Source organism: Aeromonas sp. PS2Canimalfood6 (assembly GCF_048276795.1).
GTDB classification, from domain to species: Bacteria; Pseudomonadota; Gammaproteobacteria; order Enterobacterales; family Aeromonadaceae; genus Aeromonas; species Aeromonas caviae.
This window is the reverse complement of the sequence record NZ_JBLUXC010000003.1, coordinates 107,537-131,211: the sequence shown is the minus strand read 5'-3', so window position 1 is coordinate 131,211 and position 23,675 is coordinate 107,537. Positions and strand designations below refer to the sequence as shown.

Below are 23,675 nucleotides of genomic sequence, written 5' to 3'. Positions count from 1 at the left end.
ACGTATGATGCAGCGCTGCCCGACGGCACCCATTCATGCGGCACCTTTCCCTGGCCATGCTCAGGCGCTGTCAGGCAGATAGAAGAAGGCCCCACTGTGTGGGGCCTTCTTCGTTTGGTGGGTTACTCGATGATGGGGGAGAGGGTACTGGCTAGTTTCCCGGCATGCTCACTCTGACCGGTAAAGGTTTCGGCCTGGGTTGGCGGTGGCCCGCCGTGGTTATGGCTGGCAGCTGTGGCGGCCAGCTGCTCCACCACCGTCATCAGCTGGTTGAGCAAACGGAAGATGTTCACCCCGTCGCTACCCATCCACGACTTGGGCGCCTCGAAGTGCTGCAGCTCACCGGCCAGCGCCCGGCGAACGAGGGCCACGTCTTCATCCAGGTTACCGCCAGCTGTCTGGCTCATGTTGCCGACGCTGCCCAGGATCATGTCTTCCGCTGTGAGCAACTCGATATCACCGAGCGCCTCGATGCGCTTCATGGCCCCGATCTCTTCGACGCTGTGTTGCGTGGTCGTCAGCTTGTGCTGACCGAACTCGCCCAGGTACTCGTCCGCCTCGCGGATCATCTGCAGCGCCTTGTCGTGCTGGCGGCGGTCGGTGTGGCGACTCTGGTTACCCACGGTATCGGTGCGGCTGAATACCTCGGCGCGCTGCTGCTGCAACTGCTCGCCCGGGGCGATATCCGGCAGAGACCAACCAGTGCCCAGGATGGTGCGAACGAATGGCCGATCGGCACGACCGAAGGCAAAGCCCAGCTCGACCATGGTCCCCTCGATGGGGAACTGCATCAGCCCCTGCTCAGTCCCGCCGAACATCAGCGGCAGCGGCACAGCCCGATAAAGCGGCGTCCCTTCATCCGGCTGGCCATTATCACCGAGCAGCTGCACATCCACCGCATAGCGCGGACGGAACGGGTCATTGAGCTGGCCGGCGGCGGCCTGGTCGCTGATGGCCTCCACCCGCCCGAACTTGGGCAGGTGCATCTTGTCGGCCAGCTCGGGGAACTCCCCCTCCATCTTTCGCCGCTCTGGCGACTTCACCGGTTTACCTGGTGTGGCCGTGGTCAGGGTCATCTCGTCACCCTTGAGCCTGACGCGCTCCACCCGCTTGCCGTTGACGATGGCCCCCGGGCGCATGGCCGGGATCGGGGCAAGGGTGAGGGTGTTACCCGCTTGGCGGGCCGAGAAGGCCGGATCCAGCTCTACCGCCTTATCTGCCCAGCGGCTGTGGGCATGACTGCCGACAAAGATGGCGCCATCCGGCTGTTGATGCCAGATGAAGTCCGGCACCGAGAATGCCCGGCCAGCGTTATCGAGCAGCTGATAGCCGGTACCGGCGCTGGTGAAGTTGGGGATTGGGTTGTCGGTGTAGTCCGCCCCATCCGGCAACAGGAAGATGAGCGAGGTCTGGTCTGTCAGCCATGCCAGCAGGCTGCGCAGGGTGGCGTGCTGGATGCTGGCAGGGAACTTGCTGCCCAGGATCCCGGCCAACTCACGGCAGAGCAGCTTGCTGGTACCGTTGGCGGCGGGTTGCACGTCATACACATAGCCGGTGAACCAGCGGCGTAACTCGCCGTTATAGCCAGTGTCCACGGTCAGGGTCTGCCCCTTGGTGGCACTACCTTCGATTGTTAGGGCTGCGCGACCGCCGGCAGAGAGGTCGAGCACGATGTCATGGTCAACCAAGTGGGTCGGCTTGCCACTCAACGTCAGGTTGGTCGAGAGTCTCACGCCATCCAGTCTCCCAGTTGCTTATCCGCTGCCTTGATCATCCGCTCCACCGAGCTCAGCTGCTCCTGCTCTGGCGCCGCGGTGCTGCTGCCGGTATTGGCCGGAGTGGCATTGGCCGTGCCTTGCCCCACAGTGGCCGGGGTCTTGGGCAGGCGCTGCTCGCGCTTCTCCGGTACCGAGTTGTGCTCGCGCAGGGTGAACTGCACCTGCCACGCCAGCAGACCCTCCTGTTCGCTGGCGGTGATACGACCGGCGAACTTGGCCTGACGCACCTTCACCGACTTGGCCAACAGCGAGCCGACCCGGTAGATATGGCGCTTGCCGCCGTCCCCCTTGGCATCTGCCAGCTCAAACAGGCGGCTCAGGGTCTGCTCATCATTGAACGGCACCAAGCCGGAGACATCGAGCTCCTTGGCCTTCTCACCCTGCTCCGAGCTGCTGGTGCTGCTTGTCTGGCCGCTGCTGTCCTTGTCCTGAAACTGCATCGAGGCGGAGATCCGCATCGACTTCATCACGATGGGCTCACCGTCCAGGGTGAGCATGGCGGTTCGGCTCATTGGGTTAACTCCTGCCAGTAGGTGAGCGGGGAAGATGAGAGCAGCAGGGCGCCTACGGTCATGCTGTGGCTGTGGTCCGGGTGGTCACTCTCGAGCAACTGGGCAGCAAGGCTGGCCGGTTCACCCTGGCCACTCCAACACCACATCATGCCGGTCATGGTTGGCAGGCTGGCCAGCGCTGCATCCAGCTCGGCAACCCGAGCGGCCCGCTTGGCGGCCAGTGTTGCCAGCTTGTCACGGGTTGGCATGGAGGCATTGGCCTCGCTCTCTTGCAGGGCGGTCTTGGCCCCTGTCAGGGAGTTGTAGTTGCGCAGCGGATCCCAGACCAGCGGCTCTTCAGCCTTCCAGCGCGGCACCATGGCTGCGGTAGGTTGGGCCATGATGTCGTTGTTGGCGGTGAGTCGGCGCAGGGTGGCGCACCACTCAGGCAGTGGCAGGATGGCGCACACCTGCGCCAGCTTGGTGGCCAGTTCAGCCTCGCTGGTACCGGTGACCAGCCACGCCAGTGCATGGAGCTGGCCGGTTGGCAGCATTGGATCGGCACCATCCTGCAGCTTGGCGGCCATGGCCTTGATAGCGTTGGGGGCGGCAAGGGTGAACTGCCCGCCTAGTTTTTGGCCGATGCCGTGCTGATATGGGGTTACCGCAAAGCAGCGACCCGAAACCAGTAATTTATCTAGCTCATTCTGCATAGAGCTTATGCGCCATAATTTACGGTCAACATCACTCGCTGCTGTATTCCAGTCCTGTTCTCTATGTAAATCTTTTTAACATCTGCACTAATAGTAAGTTTCCCTGCTACCCCGGATGTGCCGTTAAGCGGGCCTGTAGTCGCTGCTACGTTGGTAGATTGCTGAATAGTGGTGATTGCTGGGCTAGCTGCGGCTCGCAACACATGCTGACCAAAGTGAGTATGCCCCCCTACCAAGGTAGTTGCGGCACAGAACAAGTCTTGGTTGAAGGGGATGGTAGCGACAGTATCGGTAGCCATGTTACCCAGGTCATAAACAATCCCGGCTCTTACGTTTGCTGCTATTGCTGCTGGGTCTATTACGGCAGTGATGCTTGAGCCAGCATAACGGAATGGGGTTGTCTTGCTATGCAGGTTTACACCTGAACCAATCTTGACGTTAATAAAGCCATTAGTCCGAATGAGGTCAATGCCTACCCCTTCACCTTGGCTAACTACGTTATCAATGGAAACCCTGTCTATGGACCCCACGCTGTCTTGCTGAACAGTAATGACCCTATCAACGTTACTGTTGGTTGTGACGCCATCGAGAACCAGACCATTAATGCTACCATTGCCAATTGTTTGCAGCAGAACAGTAGAGTCTTGTTTTTCCACGGTTGAACCGGAGTAAGTTATTCCATCAATGGCGGTGCTGCTGATCGAGAATCCGTTCGCGACTACCGAAATAGAGTCAGATGGTGTGATCCCTTTCACCTTCTCGATAGTGTTGGCACTGATGTTTCTGGTCTTGGCTTCCACGCGCACCAATGACTTAGGCCCAAATGCTGAGGTGTTGGCATTGATATCTGTCACATCATTACTGCTGCCGTGGACTTTCACCAGCGCAGAGTCAGCAGCTACACCCACAACTCCATTTCCAAAGAACCCGTTGATGTTTTTTACACGACAGTTATCGGCATTAATGACAATCCCGTTTTCCCCGTTCTGCATGTTAACGTCAAAGACTTCGCACAGGGGGTGATCGAGTACAACAAATGGAGACACCCGTTTAGCTATTACATCAGTCTTGACCTCAAACTGTAGGCCATTCAATTTCACCCCATCATTGTCAGAAGTGAAAGTGACAAAGCCATCCGAGTAATGCAGGAATACAGTACGACGAGTGCCCTTCCCTAAGAGCTCGCAACAACGGGGAACCTTACAACCGCTGCGCATGGTGTAGTTACCGATATCGAAATTGACTACCGCTTCACGGGTGTTGCCAACTGCATCAAATACCTTCTGTATTCCAATGGCGTGGTTCCCGGCATACCCCCACCCCTTCGGGAATATGCCCCACCACGCAACATGGACCTCTCTGGCCTCCTCACCTATCTCACTACCGGCAACATTGGCATTAGCGAATGCCACATCACCAGCGCCTCTGAATATGCGATATTCGTCAGCAGAGACCTTGGAGTTGAACGTTACGGTGTGCCCAGTGTTTACACTGATAGCACCGCCATCCACAAAACTAATCGGAGTGGTAATAGCTATAGAGTTAAGCTTGAACTCTGAACCACTCACCACTATGACGTCTGGGGAGGCAGTCATAGCCGCCATAAATGCCGCTGAGTTGTCTGTTGCTGATGTTTTTGCGCCATAGCGGCGCACATCGGCAATATCGAATTGAGGTTCTTTTAGTAGGTCTATTTCTTCCTGTACCGAGAGCCCGGATGATGCGCCAACAAAACTGGCGCCACCATTTCCTTTTATGACATTTCTTAACACGTCGCCAGTTACGTCAACCCAGAGCTGGTTGGTTAGAGGGTCTTCATCCACCTCAATATATTTTTGTTGCGCCCCCTGCCAAGAATAAACCTTAGAGCCATCCCTACTCAGCATCACATGGTTTTCTGATGTGAGTGTATTCGCGGTACCGAACTGGCCGATCAGGTCAAATCCCGCCTCGGCCATCGCGCGCTTCCAAAGGGCGAAGGTGTCAGGGATGCTCCCGGTGCCATTGCTGCCACCCTGCCCACGGCCATCGACGACACTGCTGTCGGCCTGCACGATTGCCAGCTTGGCCACATAGTGCTGATAGCCGTTGCCATCCAGATGGTCGGCCAGGTCGGCCACGCTGGTGATGATGGTGAAGTGGTTCTGATGCTCAGAGAGCAGCGAACCGGCGCGATGCACATCGACCCAGACGCCGATCGGCTTGGTGCCCGGGTGGATGACCTCCGGATGTTTCAGTTCTACCCGCAGGCCGCCGACGATGGCCACACCCGGAGTGACCTGGAAGGCTCCATCCTTCTCTATCACCTTGAATCCATCACCGACAAAGGTGTGATGGCCATAGAGATCGACCTGGAGCTGGCGGATATTCTCATCCATCCCGCGCAGGCGAGCTGCATAGTCGATCTGCCAGGTGCCGGCATCTACATGGGTGAGGGTGGCCTCTGCTGCCTGGTCGTAACCCATCAGCATCGACTTGACCAGGGAGTTGCCGGTCTGGCCGGTGGTCTGGTCGGTCTTGAGCTTAGTCTCGCGCCCCTTGTAGACGATCATCCCGATCACGCCGTTGGCCTTGTTGCGCAGGTACATAGCATTGAACGAGAAGTCGCCGACCGTGGTATCCATCACGATGGAGTAGGCCACCGCGTTGGTGTTGATACGCCCGCGTTGGTCCACGTTCTGACGGTGCACGATCTGGCTTTCCGGCGGCAGGCCGGCGTCAGGGTCGATGGGGGAGGTGATATCCAGATTAGGGATGTCAGCCAGGATGAACTCATCCAGTACGACCGGTTGTTCTGCGGCCAGGCTGGACTGCCAATATTGTTCGAATGCGTTGGTAATTACCTGGCTCATCAGGACTCCTTGCGGGGCAGGGTGGCCCCGTAAACGTGTTGAATGAAATGGATGTGACCGGCGCGCAAGTACCCCTTGCAGGCTGGTTTATTGAGGGTGGCGGCAAATACCTGGTGACCCATGTCAATGCGACCTGCATGCAGGTAGCCCACGGCGGGATAGAGCACCTGGAATCGGTACCGGCGGCAGGTGCGGCCGTAGTGCTGGATCAGGGTCTCCATCAGTTGCTGATTGGCTGCCAGGGCGCTGTCGGCTACCTCGATGGTGATGACGTCCCAGGGGGTACCCTCCTGGCGCTCTCGCTGCTCGCACCAACCGATTCCCAGTCGCTCGAAGATGCGTGCAAACCCAGCCACTTCGCCGGCATCTTGAGCGTTGATGAAGGCGTACTTCACCCGCTTGCGGAACAGGTCGAGCGGTTCCCCCTTGAAACGGGTGATGTCTCGTTCCCAGGCGATCAGCGCCAACATGCTCTCCGAACAGGTCAGCGGGTCTTGCTGGGTCAGCGGCTGCAGCAGCCAGCCACGCAGGCGGCGCCAGAAGGCCATGATGCCTTTGGCCAGGAAGGCGGGCTCTTGCACGCCCTCTGCAATGGTCTTGCCGTCTTCCCACCAGGGGGCCGTGCTGTCTGGCAGCAAGGGTGCCTTGTTCTGGTGGTTGATCTCGGTGGTCTTAGTCATGGAGGAACACCTCCAGCGCACCCAGACGCGGTATGGCGAGGCCAGAGACGATATCGAGCTCGGTGAAGTGCAGGCTCTTTATCTCTGGGAATGCCTGATGCAGCTCGCGGCCAAGCTGGCTCAGCGAGAAGCGTGACTGCGGCCATGCCCTGGTCACTGATGGATAGTCCGCTGACTGGCGAAAGGCTGCTTTCACCATCAGCTCCACTTCACGTTTGAGTGCCAGCCGCTGTTCAGCAGTCATGTTCTCGGCCGGCCACAGCTCCAGATGCAGTGAGTGTTCCGTTTCCGGCATGCCCATCACCTGCAGGTCATCGCCGTGGCCGTGGTTGCCCTGGGTGGTCACGTAGTCGTTGAGCTTGTCGATCAAGCTGGCCGGCGTGGTGCCCACCTCCAGCAGGATGAAGGCATTGGCGGTACCCGGGCCCCGGGGGGCGTCGTGCTCGAAGAAGATGTGATCGGCACGGATCCCCGCCACGCTGGCCAGCATGGATCGGTAAATCGCGTCGATGTGGTAGCGGCCCACCGCCGAGAACTGGTTCTGAATGCGCAGGCCCAGCGCGTCGTTGCTCTCTGCATCGGCGCCCTGGGTTGTGACCCAATCCCGGTCGGCGTTGCGTGCTGACAGAATGCCGGTCACCGGCTTGCTCAGCAGGTTGTAATATCCTGGTGCCAGATTCCAGGCGCTGCCGGCGAACTCGGCTTCACAGACGACCTTGGCCACGGCCTCACCGGCGGGGCTCACCATCTCCTGCAGCGGCTTAAGGCGGTATATGGTGCCGTTGATGCGCTCTGTGGTGATCCAGACATCGGCCGGGATGGTGACGGCCTCTGACGGATTGACCTTGGTGAAGTTGACCAGGCCCCGGGTCTTCTGGGCGGCCTTGCGGGTGAGATCCACATCCCAGGCCTTGAGGTCGAGATAGGTATCGTTGGCGGTGGCCGCGAAGCTGGCCGGCAGCACATGGCCCGCCAGCAGGGTTCGGATCAGCCAGAGCGCCGGGGTGATAACCACGCCGCGCACCAGGCGCCAGAACGGGGACACATCGCTGTCGTTGGTGATGAGGGAGCCCGCGGCTTCTACCTCTTTCTTGAGCTCGATCTCCATGGCCTGCTCGGTCGTCGGCACGCCGCTTTTCGCCAGCAGGGTCATAAAATCCACGGTAGGGCGCAGGTTCACAGGGTTACCTCCAGATCGCCAAATTCATAGGTGCGGGCGGTGACCAGCACCCGCTCGGGGGCTTCTTCGCTGATCACGATGGTGCCTGGCACCAGTCGCTCGTCGTTCTCAACCAACAGCTCGATCTCGGTCATCACATCGGCGCGCAGGGTCGGGCTGCGCTCGCCAATCAGCTTGCGGGCCAGCCCTGACTCCATGATCCGGTGCTTGATGTCCTGGCCGATGCTGTGCCGATCCTGGGTGAGGCGCGGCTGGCCGCCGGCGTCGAGTTGCCAAGCGCCATCCACCACCAGGATGTCGATGTACTTGGGATCGCTCATCACGGAGTCTCCAGCCATGCGTTTTCAGCCATCTGCTCAGGGGTCATCGGGTTTTGGCTGGTCATGTGAACCTCACCGATGTGCAGCACTTTGGCTGGTTTCTGGTTGGCGGTGGTCGCTGCTGCGTTGGCCTGGATCAGTTGCTGGCCAATGCCACCGGATGGGATGTTGCTTTGACCACCCTGGCGATAGCGTGCCAGCGGTGCGTTGATGTTCTCGGGGTTGGGCAGGTTGAGGTCCGGCATGGCGCCCGCCTCAATGTTGACGCCCGGGATCATGTTGAGCTTGTCGATGAGCCAGTCGATAGACTTGCCGAGCAACTTGAACACGCCCCAGTCTGAGAATGTTTTTTTCAGGTCATCCCAGTAGTAGATGACCGCTGCGACAGCGCCGATCAGCAGCACTATCCCGGCAATGATCAGGCCTATTGGATTGGCATACATGGCGATATTGACCGCCAGCAGGATGGCACGAAAGGCAACCAGCCCCGCTTTGAGCAGGTTGAGCGGCGCCATGATGATGGTCCAGGCGATGCCCATCCCCAGGGTCGCCAACTTGGCCAGGCCCGCGATCAACATCCACGCCCCGGTGACCATGCTCAGGCCTACGATGGCGAGCATGGCGTAGCTCACCACCTTGGTCAGGTTCGGGAAAAGGTGAGTCCACCGCAGCACATCATTGGCGCCATCGGCAAAGGCGCCGACCACTGCATTGATGGCGGGCAGAACCACGCCAAAGGCGGCGGCACGGATGGCGAACCAGCCTTGTTCCACCCGCTGCCACTGGTCTGTCATGGAAGCAGCCATCTGTTCGGCCTTGCCCATGCCGTGGGTGTTGGCCAGCGCGTTGATGTTGGTGGAGAGGGCCTTGGTGTTGGTCATCAGCAGCTTGATCATGGCCACCGCTTCATCCGAACCGAACGCCTTCTTGAGCTCGTCCCCCTCGGCCACGCTCAGGGTCTCGCCGTAGCGCATCTTGAGTTTGTCCAGTACTGTCAGCACCGGCAGCATGTTGCCTGCCGAGTCGGTGAACTGCATGCCGAGTGCCTTCTGAGCGCCACCGACACCAGCCAGGAACGACTTGAACTTGGTACCGGCCTCGCCCCCGCTCATGGTGGCTTGCAGTTGGCCGAGTACGGCGAACTGCTCATCCATCGAGATGCCGGCGGCAGTGGCGTTGGCACCGATAGCCCCGAAAGCATCAGCCATACCCTGGCCGGTGGTCTTGAACATCTGCACGGCAGTGGCGGTTTTGCCTGCCAAATCTTCCACCCAGTTGGCCTTGCCCATCATCTTGGCCTGCTGCTCGAAGATGCCGTACATGGTGCCCATGTAGTTGGTGATGGTGGCGGTGTCGGCCTTGGTCGCCTTGGCCAATGTGGTGGAGGCGCGGGTAAAGGCGGGCAGTTCGTTACCTTCCAGCCCCGCGATCGCTGACTGGATATCGTATGAGGATCGGACAATCTCGGCGGCAGATTCGCCGTACTTCACCGACAGGGAGAGGGCTTCGCGCCCCAACGCCCCGAGCACATCCTTTTGCACATCGAGCGAGGCCACTTCACCCAGCGCCCTGTCCATTTCGATGGCCGGGCCCAGAGCAGACTGGATCGCCATGCCACCGGCTGCCAGCGTGGTGGCCCCCATCGCCATATTGCTCCAGCCCTGACGACCGGCCTTGCTGACCTTATCGATCTGGCTGTTGATGCCTTGCAGCGGCTTGGTGACCTGATCCACCAGTGCCACTTGCATCATCAATTTTTCCATCCAGGCCATAGGTCGTTATCCGTTGAATGCTTTGGCGATGCCCTCGGCCACGGCGGCGGCGTTGGACTCTCTTGCGTTTTTGTCTAACCAGATGGCGCGGGCCAGGCTGTCGATATCGTCATCTTCGTGGGGCAGGTAGTGGCGCCGCAGCGCCAGCACCTGCTCCAGTTGGTTGCGCTCGATGGCCTCGGCGCGCGCCGTCAGTTTTTTACGGTGATGTCCAGATCAGGGGCGAACTCTTTGTTGATGGCGCCAGCCAGCTGCAAAGCCGCTCCCGGGCGCTTGAGCAGCTCATCGAGCGCCTCTTTGCTTTCCTGGCAGACGATCTTTTTCAGGTAGTTATGGGCCGGTGCCACCTTGTCGCTCGGCATCATGTCGTTGAGAAATCCGTTATAGGCCACCATGGTGGGGGCGAATTTCAGCTCTTTACCTGCTACTTCAAGGGTGATAATCGGGTTTGCCATTAGTTGTTTCCTCTTGTTCAATCCAGTTGGTCAGGGTGGTGATCTGGGTTTGGCAGCGGCGCATGGCCGTCTGCATGGTGGGGATAAACCGCACGGCATCGCCGTAGGTCGTCCCCGTGAATTCAGGTTCCGGGCAGTGGGGCACCAGCCCCGGCGGCGGCAGCCGCTTGACCACCTTGGTTTGCACCACGGTTGTGGGCTGGCTGGAGCAAGCGCAGAGCGCCAACAGGCAGAGGCTCACTAGCGCAGTTCGGACGGCCTTCCTGTGGCGTGGCCAAGGCTTGTTCCAGTTCATATGCGGTCTTCCTCTGTTGTTGGTCGAGATCGGCCAAGGCGGCGTTCTGGTGTTTAAGCAGGGCGCGCAAGCCAGACTCCTGCAGCGAAAGAGCCCTGAACTCTTCGGCCATCTGCTGATTGGCCAGCTGCATGGTGCTGATGGTGCCGTTGGCATCTGCCAGCTCGCGGGTGCGCTTGTCGAGTACCTTGTTGCCAGCAAACAGGGCGACCAGCAGCGCCAGCACAAGTACGAACAGCACGTTGGAGAACAGCTCCTTGATGATGTTCATGCCAGCACCCCGCCGAACTCGGTGAATTTGGCCAGCAGATCAGCCAGCTTGTGCTCACGCTGTCCATATCCGGCGCCCGGCAGGCTGGCCCAGATGTTGGCGCACTTGGCCACCGCTTGGGTGATACGGCCCTTGAGCACATCATCCAGCGCCTTGCGCTCGCGAATAAGCTGGATAGCCCAGGCATCTTGCGACTCGGGGCCAAAGTCCGGCAGGCCGAGCTGATCGCGGTAGTGGGCCCAGTGCTTTGACAGGTGCTGATAGCGGCCCGCAGCGGTGCTTTTCAGGGTTGGATTGACCTGCACCAGCACGTTCGGATGGGTGCGGTAGTCGGTGAAGAACCCCGCCGGATTTACCAGCTTGTTGTAACCATCGTCGCCCAGTCCCTTGGTGCCCTCGGCATAGGCGATCATGTCGAGAAAGGCGGCCATTTGGGGATGGCAGTCACTGCGCGGCATTGTTGTCCTCCTTCTTGCTAAACATCAGTGCAGCCCGGTCCCGGATGATGTCGATCCCAAGCAGCCCCACCACGCCGCCCAGGAACGGGGTGGCCTCCTGGGGGATCCCGAGCAGGTGGGTCCCAGTGGCGGCCGCCAAGGTGATGAGGCCGCACAGCAGGGATTCGATCAGCCGACGGCGACCCCGTCCGCCTGCGTAGGTGATGCGCAGGAAGGCGATGGCGAGTGCCAGCAGGGCCCCATAGACGGCGGGCCAGTTGTCCATCAGCCAGGCCAGCAAGGCGGTGGCTAGGGTCGGGTCTTTATGAGGCATGTTGTTCATGTCCGTGGCTCTGATTAGCGGCCCAGCCTCTCAAGGCGGGTCTTGCAGGGGACGCACAGGCGCACCCCTGGTACATGGCGGCGGCGTTCTTCCGGGATGGGGTCGTCGCACTCTTCGCACAGGTGCCGGCTCTCCCCCTGATAACTGCCTTTGCCCACCTGGCTGGCCAGTTGGGCCGCCAGCATGCGGGCGGCGTGGCGGGTGGCGCGGTCGATGTCGTCCAAGCTCCCCCCTTAACCCAGCAGGTGGCGGGTGTCTTCCTGGGAGAGGTAAGGCACGCCGTTGATGTGAACGAAGTCGGGGGAGGTGACGAACCCCTTGATTTTGTGAACCCCCTTGCTGCCCCCCTTGGGATCGACGTCGAGCAGGTCAGAGATCTGCAGCTTCACGCCGAAGGCTTCCACCTTCATGGTTTCGTCGCCGGTGTCGGCGTAGAACAGCACGTCGTCCGGCGCCATGCCGCGCCAGCTCCCCGCCCGCTTGGCGGCATCGCTCAGGAGGGTGAAGTTCTTGGCATCGAGCTCGAACTCCACCTCGGCGGCGACATCCCCATCGACGAAGCCATCCGGGATCCCCCTGGTCTGGGCCACGGCGCTGTTGTCGGTGATGGAGAGACTGGCTTTCTCGACATGGACCATGGTGCCCATCAGCGTGGTGTCGAAGCTCTGGCCTGAAATGCGTCTGGTCATGGGTTAGCCCTCCCCGTTGTTGAGGCTCAAATCGAGCATGATGTTGACGGTGATCCCCTTGGGGCAGTCCACGGTGCGCACCACCACGTAGACGGAGACCAGGTTCTTGGCGGTCCACTGGATGCTGATGTCGCCATCCTTGGGGGAGGCGATGTCGCCCGGGAACGGCTGGCCGTTGATGGTGGTGGCCTTGGCCATCTCGCGCAGGTCTTTGCCGAAATACATGATGGCGGCCGCGGTACTGCCCGGGGTGGAGTTGAACGAGCGGTCCCCGATGCGGGCGATGGCCCGCAGGCGCATCCGGCGAGCTACCTTGTAGGCCACCCGCAGGTTTTCGATCACCTGGTAGTCGCCGCCCTCGGCGTCCAGGGTGCGGCCATCGGCCCAGTAGGTGCCGTCATAGTCCGGAAACCACATCGGTACCGAGTAGCGGTTTTGTTCCAGGGTTTGCAGGGTGGCAAGCGGCAGCGTGATCCCGGCCTTGTCCACCGGCTTGTTGCCAAGGCCCACCAGGGCACCGGTCTTCACCCGGCAGGGGCTGTCGGCGATGCTCACCGCCCGGTTGCACAGGCGACCGGCATAGACGCCGGCGAGGTTGGGCCACAGTTGCGGCACCAGAGAAACCGAGCTCGCGGCGATACCGTCTTGCAGGGCGGCCAGCGTGGCTTCGTATTCGCTCCAGTCCTGGCTACCCTCACCAGTGGAGACGATGCCAGGTACCGCCAGCAGCATGAACTGCCAGCGCCCCCATTTGGCGATCAGTTCCTGGTTGAGCGCATGGGCGGCATTGATGCCTGCCTGGTCCCACTCCTGACCCAGCACCACGACACCTTCAAACGACTGGGTCTGCTGGGCGGTTCGCACAGCGGCCAGCCAGTCGCCATCTTCCGGCAGCACGTAGGCGGCCGCCGTCCAGTTCTGGCCTGCGTTGTCACGGCTGGCCAGCAGGTTGGTCTTGAGCTCGCTGTCACCCTCACCCAGCAGGGTGTCAAAGTCCGATTGGGTGTTGAGTGAGAGCAGCTTGCCGGTGTTGGTCGGCGCGGTGCCGATGAACAGCAGGTGGCGCTCGACTTCCGTCACGGGCCCCTGCATCTGGTTCAAGTTGTTGATCTGTACATAAGGCCACATGGCGTTATTTCCTCTTCATCTCTTGCTTGTTGACGTCCCAGCCGTAGTTGATGCTTTGCAGGGCACGGGCAAAGGCTTGCTCCCGTTGTTTGGCGTTAGCGCCGAGGAAAGGGCGGGCTGGCAGAGTTACTTCCCAATTTGTTTTTCTGGGGTCACCCTTCAACTTCTTGATCAGCAACCCCGCCTGGGCGTAATTGATGTTCTCGGTTATCCAGCCAATGGATGCAGAACGGTATGTTCCTTTGCGCTTCCCCGGACGTTTGAACCCCAGTTCCCGCAGTTTTCTTGCCTGTCTCTTAGTCGAAGCCATGTCTTTTCCGGCGCCTTTAGGCTTCACTTTTAGACGGCTTACATGGTTGACCTTGTAGGTATGCCCTGACTGATGAGCCCCGGCGACAATCCCCGGATGCACTCCATATGCACCACCCTCAAATCTGAGCCTTGCCGAGTTCTGCTGTGGCTTTTCGGTGATTACGATCAGCTTTCGCATGCCCATCAACATCTTGCGGCGGCCATGCTTCCTTGGAGCCCATGAGCGGCCATTCCAGTCCTGCTGCTTCTGGATATTGTTCTTCGCAACCGTCCGCAGGTTCTCTGCGGCTCGCCATACCAGCCGCTGGCGCTTCTTGGCTGGCATATCCAACAGCTTTAGCTGCTCCTTTACCGGTATTGTGTCGAGAGTGATGGTGATCATGACGGGTCACCGATCTGGTGATGGCCGGTGTCACCGACGTTCATATCGATGTGGTCTGCCACCCAGATTTCATACGGGGCCACGTTCCAGCGTTTGCCCATCCAGTTGATGGGGCCCTTGGGGTGTTCGATCAGGCGCAGCGGCTCGGTAAAGGCGAGCTGGATCTCGAGATCGGCGGTCTTCTCATCGTTCGGGGTGACGGCGTACTCGGGATCGGCCAGCTCGAACTGCTCGCGAAAATCGTCATGCTCCTGCACCCAGGCGGCCACAGAGGCCAGCACGATGGCCGGATCCAGCTCTCGAAACGGCAGTTGCTCGACGGTGAACACCGCCTGATAGGTGAGCCATGCCACATCCACTCCGGTGGGGCCCATGTTCTTTGGCTCCAGCCTGATGGTGCCGTTCTCCATCCAGCTATCCAGATGCTTGTGGCACTTGGTTGGCAGCACCCGCTGGATCTCGGCGTGGAGAGCGTGGAGGAAATAGCCCTGGGCCTGCTGTTCGTTCATGCCTTCACTCATATCAACGACACCCCCGCACGGCGCTTGCCCTTGATGCTGCGCACCAGCTGCTGACTCTCGGCCAGCAGCTGGGCGCGTTGGTCTGGGGATCGCTCTACCTGGTTGTTGGCGGCGGCTCGCTCGGTGACGCTGGCGAACTCCGGCAGCAAGGCCGCCTTGGCACGGGCAAACACGGCGGCCAGATACTGTTCGGTCAGCGCATTGGTGCCGCCCTCAAGGCTCGGCCCCGGCACCTCGGCGGCGCTGACATAGCCCTCGGCCATCAGTGCGGCCTGACGCATCGCCAGTTGCAGGTTGATTTCAGAGACGGCGGCCAGCAGGGCGGCGCCGGTGGTCTGTTGGTCTAGGTCAGCAGGCAGGGCGCGGCGGCGCTCGAAGTCGGCCACGGCCACATCAGGCCAAAACCCGTCATTGCGGATAGTGGCGGCGCTGTAGTCGATATCCTTGCCTGCAAACATCTCTGACCCTCTGTCGATTCTTGCCAATGTGAACACCACTTCCCCGATCACTCAGGTCGCCGATGACGCGGCGAGAAAGGTGCACCCCTGAAGCCACGGATCACAGGATTCGGCGGTGGCCTTGCGGCTTGCCTATCCTCCCCGCCGGGGTGCGGTGGCGCGGAGAGTCTTATTGCTCCGGATTCAGCGCCCGCAGGCGCATGGCAATTTTGAGCAGCAGGGTGTTTACCCCCGCTTTGCGGTGCAGCTTCTCGGCCTGAAGCAGCCAGTGGGCGGCCTGTTCCAGGGTGGCGCTGTCACCCACTGCACTGGGGCGTGGCTGGCCGTCCTGGTCGCGCAGCAGCAGGCAACCCGCCGCCTTGAACCACTTGGCGGTCAGCCGTTCGTTGAGGCGCCACTCGTTGCGCACCTTGTCGAACACCCGGGAAAACCAGGGTTCGACGGCGTGCCCCTCGGCCGCTTGCTTCTCGGCCCACTCCAGCACGGTGTCGGCCACGAAGTGGGCCCAGTCGCGCTTGATGTTGGCCGGGGTGCGCTGGCCCTGGGCGATGGCGATATCCGCCCAGGCGATGCCGGCGTCGAAGTCGCCCACATCGAAAGCCCAGATGATGAGGCGCTGAAACAGCTCGTTCTGATAGGGCTGGCCCGACTCGCTGACGGCTGCCAGATAGCGCTCCACATAGGGGCGGTACTTGGGCATCAGCTCATCGCGTTTCATGTTCACCCGGTCGCCGATGCGGGCCAGCTTGCGCAAGCGGGAAATGTCCTGTTCCAGGGCAACCAGTTGCAGGTGCAGGCTGTCGGCCACTGCGCCGGTGGCCATGCCAGAGCAGGCGGCCTGCTCGGCCCCCTGCATGGCGAGTACACGCTGTTTGTGGCGTTGACCGGGTGAGCTCATGGGTTAGCCCTGGGCCGCTTGAGCGGCAGCTTCTGCAGCGACAACAGCCGGATCAGCGCCGATCTCGATGTCGGCCTCTTCAAAGCCGCCGTAGGCCTTGTGCTCGCCGAGGGCATAGCCCTCCATGCGCCAGTACTGGTTGTCGAAGCTCTTGCTGTCCTGGTTGTCGTCCGCCTTGCGCTTGCGGGTACCGCGCTGGGTGTAGCAGTGCAGGTTGTCCAGGGTGGTGACCACCATCCGCTTGCCCGGGAAGAATGGCGGGATATAGGCGCGGCGACCGGCGATGGACTTGGCCAGCTGCTGGGCGGCGATCTGCTCGCTCGGCTTGGTGGCTTCGCTGTAGAGCTTGGCCTGAGCGGCTGCGACCAGATCGGTACCGACCAGCACCACCAGACGGGGGTCTTGCTGGAACAGCGGGTCGATGGTGGTGTTGATGAGGTCGGAGGCCATCTCATCCAGGGTCTTGTACTCGCCCTTGCCGTCCGGGTCGAAGTAGATCTTCTCGCCAGGCGCAGCCTTGATGATCTGGCTACCACCTTTCCACTCGCGGGCGATCTGGTGCCAACCCTTGTTGACGTCTTGACCCAGCGGGTTCGCCGTCGGATCGGTGTCATCGGCTGCAGACACGCCATTCCAGCCGACCCGCAGCATGTCGAGCGCAAACGCCTTGTTGACGAACTCGCCGACCAGCTTGATGAACTCGCCCTCGCTACCGGCGTTGGCCCAGGTGCAGAGGGTGGCCCAATCCAGCGAGGCGCAGGAGTCGGTCTCGGTCAGTTCGTAGGTGTTGCCATCCACACCGACTTTGCCCTTGAAGCGACCACCTTTTTTACGACCGGTGTAGAGCTGACCCACGCCAACCTGCACGACCTGGCCCTTGATCTGATCCACATCCAGGCAGGTGATGAGGCCAAGGAACTCGACGGAGGCGAGCAGGGCAGATCGCAGGGTGGTTTCCACCGGGCCGGTGACACTGAACTGCTTGTCCAGCTTGCTGATGTCGATGCCGTAGGCCTTGGCCAGGGCATCGCAGTATTTGTTCAGGCGCTGTTCGGCCTGAACGGTCAGGGTTTGGCTCACTGGATGCTCCTTAGCAAACTTGGTAGATGGTGTCGTCACCGCCGATGGCGCCCGGACGCTGGCCCGGCTTCTCTGCAGAGAACTGGTCAATCTGGCCTTTCAGCTCGCCGACGGTGCTGGCCAGACCGGCCAGGGTCTCTTCCAGCTTGCTGAACTGCTCGGCGCTGATGCCGGCCTTCTCTTCTTTCGCCGGTTCGGTCACCGGGGCGGTGGTGTCCGGTTTGGCTTCCAGCTTGGCGCTGAAGCCTTCGATCTTGGTGCCCAGGCCGCTGACGGCCCCCAGCAACTGATCGAACTGCTCTTTGGTCATTTCCTCATCCTCGGGTTGGCTGGGGGGTGATTGGGGGGCTTGCTCGCCGTGGCTGGCCAGGAAGCTGAAAAACTTGGCGATCAGGCCATCGGCCTTTTCGTGCTTGGGCAGCTTGAACATGGAGAGATCCAGCGGTTCGCTGGTACCGATCAGGCGAGACTCGCCCTTCTTCTTGAACTTGAGGTGGGTGGTGCCGGTGCTGGCAGGCTCATCGGTGACGCCCAGGCCGCGCAGATAGGTGCGGCCCAGATCGGCAAACTGCTCTTGTGGCTCGATGGAACAGAACTGGTACTGGCCAACCTGGTTGTAATAAACCAGATCCCGGGTCGGACTCAGGATGGCGAACAGCTTGAGCTTGCCCTCTACGACGTCGGTCTTGAGCTCCTGCACATAGCCGAAGTTTGCCCAGCGGTCGTGCTCTGGCCATATCAGTGCTGTGTAGTATTCCGGGTCGTAGGTCTCGGCCATGTCAGTCAGCCAAGCAGCGGTGATCTCCCTGCCATCGACGGTGGTACCTTCGGTGGCGATACAGACCCAGCCAGTTCTCAAGGTTGATGTGTTCATGCCTACTCCCAAGTGATGCGGGCTCAGGCTATCGGGTCGGCAAGGGGGTTTCACGCTATGGTGTTCGGCAGGATTCGGATTCAGCAGGAAATCCGAATTGCTCAGAACATCAGTGGGATAAGTGGGGGGAAGGGGCTGGCTATGATGGCGCCATCATTCACCGGATGGAGGCGCCGTGGCGTACCCCGAAGAGATCCGCAATGCGGCGAAGGGACTCTACCTTAAACGATGGACACCCCAGGAGATCAAGGACGAACTGGGGCTCAACTCCTGTCGCATCATCTACTACTGGGCCGAAAAGCTCGGCTGGCGTGACCTGCTGACCGAAGAGGCGGTGGAGGATGCCATCGCTCGCCGGGTGCAGGTTTTGCTGCACCGTGAGAAGAAAACCCCGGGCGAACAGGAGGAGCTGGACCGGCTCATCGGCCACCATGTCAGCCTCAAAGAGAAAGCGCTCAAGTGGGCCGAGCGTGAGCAGGCCCTCAAGGCCCAGCGGGCGGAAGGGAGTGAACCCGGGCCCAGCCGTGGCAAGCGTGAGCACAACAGCCAGGGAGGGGGCGGCCGCAAGGGCGGCAAGAAGGCCAAGAACGAGATCGGGCACCTGACGGCCGATGACTTTACCGAGTGGCTGGGCACCCTGTTCGGCTATCAGTTGCGTGTGCGGGAGGCCAAGAACGACCCGGCGCTGCCGCGTACCCGCAATATCCTCAAGTCCCGTCAGATCGGCATGACCTACTATTTCGCCGGCGAGGCGCTGGAGGATGCCATTCTGACGGGCGGCAACCAGATTTTCCTGTCTGCCACCCGGGCCCAGGCCGAGGTGTTCCGCTCCTACATCTGCAAGATTGCCCAGACCTTCCTGGGCGTTACCCTGACCGGCAACCCCATCGTCTTGTCGAACGGGGCCGAGCTGCACTTCTGCTCGACCAACTCCAACAGTGCCCAGTCCCGTTCCGGCAACGTCTACATCGACGAATACTTCTGGATACCCAATTTCGAGAAGTTGTCTGATGTGGCCAGTGCCATGGCGACCCAGAGCCACTGGCGCAAGACCTACTTCTCGACCCCGTCGAGCAAGGTGCACGAGGCTTATCGCTTCTGGACCGGGGATCGCTGGAAGGGGCAGCGCCCAAGCCGGGTGGCCATCGACTTCCCAGGCGAAGATGACCTACGCGATGGCGGCCGCGTCTGTCCTGACAGGCAATGGCGCTACGTCATCACCATCGAGGACGCCATTCGCCTCGGTTGCCACCTCATCGACATCGAGGAGCTCAAGGACGAGTACCCGGAAGAGGTGTTCGACCGCCTCTACATGTGCCGCTTTATCGACGATGCCCTGTCGGTGTTCAAGTTTCAGGATATGGAGCGGGCAGGGGTGGACCCGACCCGGTGGGAGGACTACAAGCCCGGGCGGCCTGACCCGTTCGGGCGGCGCGAGGTGTGGATGGGCTATGACCCTAGCCGCACCCGCGACAATGCCACCCTGGTGGTGGTCGCCCCGCCCACCGTCGCCGGCGAGCGCTTCCGGGTGCTGGAAAAGCACTACTGGCGCGGGCTCAACTTCCAGTTCCAGGCGCAGGAGATCGAGCGCATCGCCAAGAAGTTCCGGGTCACCTATCTCGGGGTCGATGTCTCTGGCATCGGCTCCGGGGTGTTTGACCTCTTGAAGCCGGTCTTCAAAGGGGTGTGCCACCCCATCAACTACAGCATCGAGAGCAAGTCGCGGCTGGTGCTCAAGATGATCGATGTGGTGGAAGCGAACCGCATCGAGTGGGACAGCACTGATCGGGACATCCCGCTCGCCTTCCTTGCCATCAAGCGCAGCACCACTGGCGGCGGCCAGATGACCTTCCGGGCCGCCCGGGACAACGTGACCGGACACGCCGACGTGTTTTTTGCCATCGCCCACGCCGTGGCCAATGAGCCCCTTGATACCCACCGCAAACGCAAATCCACCTGGGCAACCAGCCAAGAGAAGAAGGCAGCATGACCAAGCGAAAGACACAACAACCGGCCCAGGCGGCCGCTTCATCCCCTCGGCCCTCGGTGGTGTTCAGCATGCCGGAGGCCATCGACCCCACGGCCTGGATGACCGATTACACCGGGGTGTTTTACAACCCCTATGGGGAATACTACCAGCCGCCCATCGACCGCAAAGGGCTGGCCAAGGTGGCCCGGGCCAATGCCCACCATGGGGCCATCCTGATGGCGAGGCGGAACATGGTGGCGGGGCGCTTTACCAATCAACGCGCCACCATCACGGCGTTCGTGCACAACTACCTGCAGTTTGGTGATGGTGGCTTGCTGAAGCTGCGCAACAGTTTCGGCCAGGTGGTGGGGCTGCACCCGCTCTCGAGCGTCTATCTGCGCCGGCGCGAGGATGGCTGCTTTGTCTACCTGCAGCAGGGCAAGCCGAACCTGATTTACCGCCCGGATGATGTGATTTGGCTGGCCCAGTATGACCCCGAGCAGCAGGTCTATGGCATGCCCGACTACCTGGGCGGCTTGCAGTCTGCCCTGCTCAACCAGGATGCCACCCTGTTTCGGCGCAAATACTTCCTCAACGGCGCCCACATGGGGTTCATCTTCTACGCGACCGACCCGAACATGGACGACGACACCGAGGAGGAGATGAAGGAGATGATCGCCAACTCCAAGGGGGTGGGGAACTTCCGCTCCATGTTCGTGAACATCCCCGATGGCAAGCCCGATGGCATCAAGCTGATCCCGGTGGGGGACATCGCCACCAAGGACGAGTTCGCGGCCATCAAGGGGATCACTTCACAGGATGTGCTGACGGCGCACCGCTTTCCGGCGGCGCTGGCCGGCATTATCCCGATCAACGGCGGCGGGCTCGGGGATCCCGAGAAGTACGATGCCACCTATTCCAGGAACGAAGTGCTGCCGCTGTGTGAGCTGGTGCAGGACGCCATCAACAGCGCAGGACTGCCCCGGGCGCTGTGGGTCACGTTTCGAGAAGCGATAGGAGCTGCTGTATAAAAACACAGTCTTATTGATGTAAGATGCAACCTGGTGATTGAGATTTCGATTTATCGGGAGGGGTGATGCGGGTTTTTTGCAAAGAGTGTGGCCAGCGAGGCCGTATTACCAAGACCAATCGGCTGAGTAATGAGGTCTCGGATCTCTATTGTCAGTGCACCGATGCGGAGTGTGGTCATAGCTGGGTAGCCACACTGTCGTTCACTCACACGCTGAGTCCGTCTGCCAGGACGACGAACCAGTTGGTGCTGGGGCTGCTTGGATCACTGACGCCAGAGGGGCGGCAGTTGGTACTGAAAGGACTGGGGGCGCAATAGCGCCCCTTGTTTCATCCGGTCGCTGAGAACCTATCAGCCAGCAGTTGCAATTTGGCGGGGCTGGCAGGCCCGCCAAATGTGCGAATACTGCTTCGTTTATGAACTTGTTTTAACCGTTCACCGAAGTACTTTTCGAAGACGTGAAACCCGGCCTTGGCTTCTGGCTCGCAGGTATAGTGACTCAGCCTGCCATACAGGGCGCATAGCCAGTCAGCACACTGAATCGTCTGATACAGATGGCTTTCTACTTGCGTCGGTGGTTCGATAAGACAACGTCTTCCGTGCTCACCAAACATCTCGATTGACGCTGTTTCGACTATTTTTTTCCGTTCGGTATGCTGGTCGATGATGATCATCAACTTGCTGTTATCTGTACAGCACTCTTGATCGAGCCGTTTGATCACCTCTCTCATCACATCGAGATAAAGCTTAGTGGAGTCCAGTTCCAGCCCTGGTTTCTTCTGCTGCCCGACATAGAAGGCGAAGCCCTCATCGTCTCTGATACGATTCAAGATTCGATTGACTGCTGCTCTGGTTTCACGATAGCGGGTGACATTCTTCTCGGTCAGCACTGATGTCCCTTTTTTCTCCCACTTTGCGGGATGAAAGGGTTGCTGATCCGCTACCGCCTTGGCTTGAGTATTGGCAAGATCAGTACTTAAAAGATGGTTTTTAAGCTGGAAGAAGAAGGAAGAAAACGCCCGTACCTTGTAGTACGGCAACACAAAGCCGCCAATACCAAACACTGGATGGGTATGGTGTTTGAGGTGGTCATTACCAAGGTAGGGGCCTGCGTGGCCAAACTCGTCAAGATAGGCGATGTATAGCAATGTTAGCCTCCATGCTCCAGATACACGAAAGCCCAACCACAAAATGGCTGGGCCTCGGAATTAGGGCGTCGCTGTCGCAACGCGCCTGACCGTCAATATACGCAATTTTTTAATTCTTGCAAGTATACATACGCATCTAATAGCTACTAAGAGCCACCAATAGCCGCAAACTAGTACGCGGTGGGCTGATAGTGCTAGCCGCGGGTCAGCCAGTGGCCGTGCAGCTGCATATGGCTGACGATATCGCGGTTGCTGCGCTGGCGGGCGTGGTAGGTGCGCATGTCCTGGCGCAGGTTCTCCAGCTCCTGGGTGAGGCTCATAAAGCGCGACTCCAGCCAGGCTTCGGCCTGAATGGCTTCCCTGTTTCGCTGGCCCAGCATATGGGCGTAGTTGAGCACGGCCATGGCATCGTCTTGTTGCTTGGCGCTGGGGAGGGCGGCCTGCCGGAGCTGGTCGGCCATCCAGTTGAAGGCGTTGATATAGGCCTCCTTGATGGCGGCGGCCTGTTTGCCGGTGAAGCCCATCACCAGGAACATAAAGCCGTCTTTGGTCATGTTGTAGAACGGAATCGGCTTTCCATTCTGTAACTCATTGTTTTTAGAGCAAACCTCAAAATTGAGGGCAGTAAATTCAGGTGAGCAATCCAGACTTTCTATTTTGCGCAGTACGTTGTCATGACGCTTGCCAAAGACTTCGGCCACCTTGAGGGAGGTGGTCATGGGTTGCCCATGGTTCAGGCTGATGATGTCGGCAGGGGTAAAGGTGGTGATGGTGTTCATGATGCGATCCTTTTGGTCAACACAGTGAACGTCACCAAGAGGTTCCAATCTCTGACTGGTGACGAGCTGAACAGGGTTGGAACTACCGGGACCAAAAGAAACCGGCCAGCCATAGGCTGCCCTGCCCAGCCCGTCATAACTGAGATTGCGGGTACTGCTGGGCCGCACATAAAAAAACACGCGGGCGCGTGTTGTGCGCTTTTGGTCAGACGGGGTTCCAATCCCGGCAGCGGATTTTGCCGCTACCGGGGCAGTATGTCGCAAACCCTGGGCGGGTTCAACCATCAGCCACAACACGAGGGCGATGGTAGCGGCTGGCAGGCCGCTGCGACATGTTTATCTGAGCCTTGGTATACAAGCTCAGTATTGCGAGAGGGCCTGTTCGGCTTCGATATCTTGATCGGTACAGGCCTTGATCATGACCCACCCTCCAATCTTTCCCATCCTGTCGGCGCAGGAGTCCAGAATTTTTTCGTACTTTGCGTATTTCTCTTGATTGTTCAAGATGGCCTGTCGCGCTTCAATGTTCTGGTCTGAGCAGGCTTTGACCATGTTCCAGCCAAACTGTTTGGTGGTTCTGACGCAAAACTTGACGATCTTCTCGTGGGGCCGGTAGTTGGCCAGCAGCTGTTCGAAGGCCTCCAGATCCTGGTCCACACAGGCCTTGACCATGGTGGCACCGTACTGGTTCATCTGGTCTTTGCAGCGCTCGATGACCGCTGTTTTTTCGGTGTCACTGATGGCCATGGCAGAGGTGGCCAGCAACAGCAGGCTGGCCGCGATAACTCGATTCATCTTGTTGTTCTCATTTGGGCGTGAA

General features: G+C 60.0%; 29 protein-coding genes. 3 read left to right on the top strand and 26 right to left on the bottom strand.

The features are described from left to right. Positions 1–122: 122 nt before the first annotated feature. The 23 genes from ACNPAA_RS02640 to ACNPAA_RS02530 form a co-directional block, all read right to left on the bottom strand. Positions 123–1,733 (bottom strand): hypothetical protein, encoded by a 1,611-nt coding sequence (locus ACNPAA_RS02640; protein ID WP_417891576.1) that lies wholly within the window; start codon positions 1,731–1,733, stop codon positions 123–125. Next, positions 1,730–2,290, bottom strand: a complete 561-nt coding sequence (locus ACNPAA_RS02635; protein WP_417891575.1) for a hypothetical protein — start codon at positions 2,288–2,290, stop codon at positions 1,730–1,732. Before ACNPAA_RS02635 ends, ACNPAA_RS02640 begins: the two co-directional genes overlap by 4 nt. After that, entirely contained in the window at positions 2,287–2,982 is a 696-nt protein-coding gene (locus tag ACNPAA_RS02630; RefSeq protein WP_417891574.1) for a hypothetical protein, read from the bottom strand. The genes ACNPAA_RS02635 and ACNPAA_RS02630 overlap by 4 nt, the downstream gene beginning before the upstream one ends. Before the next feature lie 5 nt (positions 2,983–2,987). Next, a complete protein-coding gene (locus ACNPAA_RS02625) occupies positions 2,988–5,834 on the bottom strand; it encodes a phage tail protein (protein ID WP_417891573.1) in 2,847 nt (948 codons plus the stop codon). Then, the gene (locus ACNPAA_RS02620) at positions 5,834–6,514 is read right to left on the bottom strand and encodes a phage tail protein (protein WP_417891572.1); all 681 of its coding nucleotides are present in this window, start codon (positions 6,512–6,514) and stop codon (positions 5,834–5,836) included. Before ACNPAA_RS02620 ends, ACNPAA_RS02625 begins: the two co-directional genes overlap by 1 nt. After that, positions 6,507–7,694 carry a baseplate J/gp47 family protein gene (locus tag ACNPAA_RS02615; RefSeq protein ID WP_417891571.1) on the bottom strand — a complete coding sequence of 396 codons (1,188 nt, stop codon included), beginning with the start codon at positions 7,692–7,694 and terminating at the stop codon, positions 6,507–6,509. Before ACNPAA_RS02615 ends, ACNPAA_RS02620 begins: the two co-directional genes overlap by 8 nt. Continuing rightward, positions 7,691–8,014: a DUF2590 family protein gene (locus tag ACNPAA_RS02610; protein ID WP_417891570.1), complete on the bottom strand. Its 324-nt coding sequence runs from the start codon at positions 8,012–8,014 to the stop codon at positions 7,691–7,693. The genes ACNPAA_RS02615 and ACNPAA_RS02610 overlap by 4 nt, the downstream gene beginning before the upstream one ends. Continuing rightward, positions 8,014–9,786, bottom strand: a complete 1,773-nt coding sequence (locus ACNPAA_RS02605; RefSeq protein ID WP_417891569.1) for a phage tail tape measure protein — start codon at positions 9,784–9,786, stop codon at positions 8,014–8,016. Before ACNPAA_RS02605 ends, ACNPAA_RS02610 begins: the two co-directional genes overlap by 1 nt. Before the next feature lie 6 nt (positions 9,787–9,792). Further along, complete coding sequence (locus ACNPAA_RS02600) at positions 9,793–9,936, bottom strand: DUF6890 family protein (protein ID WP_162837654.1); 144 nt, start codon at positions 9,934–9,936, stop codon at positions 9,793–9,795. 41 nt (positions 9,937–9,977) lie between these two features. Beyond that, on the bottom strand, positions 9,978–10,241 hold the full coding sequence (locus ACNPAA_RS02595; RefSeq protein WP_417891568.1) for a putative phage tail assembly chaperone: 264 nt from the start codon (positions 10,239–10,241) through the stop codon (positions 9,978–9,980). Beyond that, the gene (lysC, locus tag ACNPAA_RS02590) at positions 10,216–10,482 is read right to left on the bottom strand and encodes an Rz1-like lysis system protein LysC (protein WP_417891567.1); all 267 of its coding nucleotides are present in this window, start codon (positions 10,480–10,482) and stop codon (positions 10,216–10,218) included. The genes ACNPAA_RS02595 and lysC overlap by 26 nt, the downstream gene beginning before the upstream one ends. Next, entirely contained in the window at positions 10,364–10,807 is a 444-nt protein-coding gene (locus tag ACNPAA_RS02585; RefSeq protein WP_417891566.1) for a hypothetical protein, read from the bottom strand. The genes lysC and ACNPAA_RS02585 overlap by 119 nt, the downstream gene beginning before the upstream one ends. After that, positions 10,804–11,265: a glycoside hydrolase family 104 protein gene (locus ACNPAA_RS02580; RefSeq protein WP_417891565.1), complete on the bottom strand. Its 462-nt coding sequence runs from the start codon at positions 11,263–11,265 to the stop codon at positions 10,804–10,806. The genes ACNPAA_RS02585 and ACNPAA_RS02580 overlap by 4 nt, the downstream gene beginning before the upstream one ends. Next, positions 11,252–11,578, bottom strand: coding sequence for a phage holin, lambda family (locus tag ACNPAA_RS02575; protein ID WP_039040942.1), 327 nt, complete (start codon positions 11,576–11,578; stop codon positions 11,252–11,254). The genes ACNPAA_RS02580 and ACNPAA_RS02575 overlap by 14 nt, the downstream gene beginning before the upstream one ends. A 23-nt stretch (positions 11,579–11,601) precedes the next feature. Further along, positions 11,602–11,811: a TraR/DksA family transcriptional regulator gene (locus ACNPAA_RS02570; RefSeq protein ID WP_102949114.1), complete on the bottom strand. Its 210-nt coding sequence runs from the start codon at positions 11,809–11,811 to the stop codon at positions 11,602–11,604. 9 nt (positions 11,812–11,820) lie between these two features. Then, positions 11,821–12,276 carry a phage protein gene (locus ACNPAA_RS02565; RefSeq protein WP_039040909.1) on the bottom strand — a complete coding sequence of 152 codons (456 nt, stop codon included), beginning with the start codon at positions 12,274–12,276 and terminating at the stop codon, positions 11,821–11,823. Between the two features lie 3 nt (positions 12,277–12,279). Next, the gene (locus ACNPAA_RS02560; RefSeq protein ID WP_417891564.1) at positions 12,280–13,404 is read right to left on the bottom strand and encodes a DUF2586 domain-containing protein; all 1,125 of its coding nucleotides are present in this window, start codon (positions 13,402–13,404) and stop codon (positions 12,280–12,282) included. A gap of 4 nt (positions 13,405–13,408) precedes the next feature. Continuing rightward, the gene (locus ACNPAA_RS02555; protein ID WP_417891563.1) at positions 13,409–14,098 is read right to left on the bottom strand and encodes a virion morphogenesis protein; all 690 of its coding nucleotides are present in this window, start codon (positions 14,096–14,098) and stop codon (positions 13,409–13,411) included. Further along, the gene (locus tag ACNPAA_RS02550; RefSeq protein WP_107683235.1) at positions 14,095–14,607 is read right to left on the bottom strand and encodes a phage tail protein; all 513 of its coding nucleotides are present in this window, start codon (positions 14,605–14,607) and stop codon (positions 14,095–14,097) included. Before ACNPAA_RS02550 ends, ACNPAA_RS02555 begins: the two co-directional genes overlap by 4 nt. Before the next feature lie 8 nt (positions 14,608–14,615). Next, positions 14,616–15,077, bottom strand: coding sequence for a head completion/stabilization protein (locus ACNPAA_RS02545; protein ID WP_156853792.1), 462 nt, complete (start codon positions 15,075–15,077; stop codon positions 14,616–14,618). 169 nt (positions 15,078–15,246) lie between these two features. Then, positions 15,247–15,975, bottom strand: a complete 729-nt coding sequence (locus tag ACNPAA_RS02540; RefSeq protein WP_417891562.1) for a terminase endonuclease subunit — start codon at positions 15,973–15,975, stop codon at positions 15,247–15,249. 3 nt (positions 15,976–15,978) lie between these two features. Continuing rightward, on the bottom strand, positions 15,979–17,055 hold the full coding sequence (locus tag ACNPAA_RS02535; RefSeq protein WP_417891561.1) for a phage major capsid protein, P2 family: 1,077 nt from the start codon (positions 17,053–17,055) through the stop codon (positions 15,979–15,981). A 10-nt stretch (positions 17,056–17,065) separates the two neighbouring features. Beyond that, complete coding sequence (locus tag ACNPAA_RS02530) at positions 17,066–17,929, bottom strand: GPO family capsid scaffolding protein (protein WP_417891560.1); 864 nt, start codon at positions 17,927–17,929, stop codon at positions 17,066–17,068. Positions 17,930–18,104: 175 nt separating this feature from the next. Between ACNPAA_RS02530 and ACNPAA_RS02525 the strand changes: the two genes are divergently transcribed. The 3 genes from ACNPAA_RS02525 (at position 18,105) to ACNPAA_RS02515 (ending at position 21,246) form a co-directional block, all read left to right on the top strand. Further along, positions 18,105–19,919, top strand: coding sequence for a terminase large subunit domain-containing protein (locus ACNPAA_RS02525; protein WP_417891559.1), 1,815 nt, complete (start codon positions 18,105–18,107; stop codon positions 19,917–19,919). Beyond that, positions 19,916–20,929, top strand: coding sequence for a phage portal protein (locus ACNPAA_RS02520; RefSeq protein ID WP_319899529.1), 1,014 nt, complete (start codon positions 19,916–19,918; stop codon positions 20,927–20,929). Before ACNPAA_RS02525 ends, ACNPAA_RS02520 begins: the two co-directional genes overlap by 4 nt. Before the next feature lie 65 nt (positions 20,930–20,994). Further along, positions 20,995–21,246 carry an ogr/Delta-like zinc finger family protein gene (locus ACNPAA_RS02515; protein WP_161648005.1) on the top strand — a complete coding sequence of 84 codons (252 nt, stop codon included), beginning with the start codon at positions 20,995–20,997 and terminating at the stop codon, positions 21,244–21,246. Positions 21,247–21,257: 11 nt separating this feature from the next. Here ACNPAA_RS02515 and ACNPAA_RS02510 read toward each other — a convergent pair whose 3' ends face one another. The 3 genes from ACNPAA_RS02510 to ACNPAA_RS02500 form a co-directional block, all read right to left on the bottom strand. After that, entirely contained in the window at positions 21,258–22,076 is an 819-nt protein-coding gene (locus ACNPAA_RS02510) for a DUF3800 domain-containing protein (protein ID WP_417891558.1), read from the bottom strand. A 194-nt stretch (positions 22,077–22,270) separates the two neighbouring features. Further along, on the bottom strand, positions 22,271–23,140 hold the full coding sequence (locus tag ACNPAA_RS02505) for a Rha family transcriptional regulator (protein WP_417891557.1): 870 nt from the start codon (positions 23,138–23,140) through the stop codon (positions 22,271–22,273). A 75-nt stretch (positions 23,141–23,215) separates the two neighbouring features. Next, positions 23,216–23,650 carry a hypothetical protein gene (locus tag ACNPAA_RS02500; protein ID WP_417891556.1) on the bottom strand — a complete coding sequence of 145 codons (435 nt, stop codon included), beginning with the start codon at positions 23,648–23,650 and terminating at the stop codon, positions 23,216–23,218. Positions 23,651–23,675 lie beyond the last annotated feature (25 nt).

Excerpts from the sequence above, each read along its gene's own strand:
- ACNPAA_RS02610 (WP_417891570.1), bottom strand. The coding sequence starts at position 8,014 with ATGAGCGATCCCAAGTACATCGACATCCTGGTGGTGGATGGCGCTTGG.
- ACNPAA_RS02575 (WP_039040942.1), bottom strand. The coding sequence starts at position 11,578 with ATGCCTCATAAAGACCCGACCCTAGCCACCGCCTTGCTGGCCTGGCTG.
- ACNPAA_RS02620 (WP_417891572.1), bottom strand. The coding sequence starts at position 6,514 with ATGACTAAGACCACCGAGATCAACCACCAGAACAAGGCACCCTTGCTG.
- ACNPAA_RS02585 (WP_417891566.1), bottom strand. The coding sequence starts at position 10,807 with ATGAACATCATCAAGGAGCTGTTCTCCAACGTGCTGTTCGTACTTGTG.
- ACNPAA_RS02635 (WP_417891575.1), bottom strand. The coding sequence starts at position 2,290 with ATGAGCCGAACCGCCATGCTCACCCTGGACGGTGAGCCCATCGTGATG.
- ACNPAA_RS02550 (WP_107683235.1), bottom strand. The coding sequence starts at position 14,607 with ATGAACGAACAGCAGGCCCAGGGCTATTTCCTCCACGCTCTCCACGCC.
- ACNPAA_RS02625 (WP_417891573.1), bottom strand. The coding sequence starts at position 5,834 with ATGAGCCAGGTAATTACCAACGCATTCGAACAATATTGGCAGTCCAGC.
- ACNPAA_RS02580 (WP_417891565.1), bottom strand. The coding sequence starts at position 11,265 with ATGCCGCGCAGTGACTGCCATCCCCAAATGGCCGCCTTTCTCGACATG.
- ACNPAA_RS02565 (WP_039040909.1), bottom strand. The coding sequence starts at position 12,276 with ATGACCAGACGCATTTCAGGCCAGAGCTTCGACACCACGCTGATGGGC.
- ACNPAA_RS02515 (WP_161648005.1), top strand. The coding sequence starts at position 20,995 with ATGCGGGTTTTTTGCAAAGAGTGTGGCCAGCGAGGCCGTATTACCAAG.
- ACNPAA_RS02500 (WP_417891556.1), bottom strand. The coding sequence starts at position 23,650 with ATGAATCGAGTTATCGCGGCCAGCCTGCTGTTGCTGGCCACCTCTGCC.
- ACNPAA_RS02630 (WP_417891574.1), bottom strand. The coding sequence starts at position 2,982 with ATGCAGAATGAGCTAGATAAATTACTGGTTTCGGGTCGCTGCTTTGCG.
- ACNPAA_RS02540 (WP_417891562.1), bottom strand. The coding sequence starts at position 15,975 with ATGAGCTCACCCGGTCAACGCCACAAACAGCGTGTACTCGCCATGCAG.
- ACNPAA_RS02555 (WP_417891563.1), bottom strand. The coding sequence starts at position 14,098 with ATGATCACCATCACTCTCGACACAATACCGGTAAAGGAGCAGCTAAAG.
- ACNPAA_RS02520 (WP_319899529.1), top strand. The coding sequence starts at position 19,916 with ATGACCAAGCGAAAGACACAACAACCGGCCCAGGCGGCCGCTTCATCC.
- ACNPAA_RS02545 (WP_156853792.1), bottom strand. The coding sequence starts at position 15,077 with ATGTTTGCAGGCAAGGATATCGACTACAGCGCCGCCACTATCCGCAAT.
- ACNPAA_RS02605 (WP_417891569.1), bottom strand. The coding sequence starts at position 9,786 with ATGGCCTGGATGGAAAAATTGATGATGCAAGTGGCACTGGTGGATCAG.
- ACNPAA_RS02530 (WP_417891560.1), bottom strand. The coding sequence starts at position 17,929 with ATGAACACATCAACCTTGAGAACTGGCTGGGTCTGTATCGCCACCGAA.
- ACNPAA_RS02505 (WP_417891557.1), bottom strand. The coding sequence starts at position 23,140 with ATGGTTGAACCCGCCCAGGGTTTGCGACATACTGCCCCGGTAGCGGCA.
- ACNPAA_RS02560 (WP_417891564.1), bottom strand. The coding sequence starts at position 13,404 with ATGTGGCCTTATGTACAGATCAACAACTTGAACCAGATGCAGGGGCCC.
- ACNPAA_RS02595 (WP_417891568.1), bottom strand. The coding sequence starts at position 10,241 with ATGGCAAACCCGATTATCACCCTTGAAGTAGCAGGTAAAGAGCTGAAA.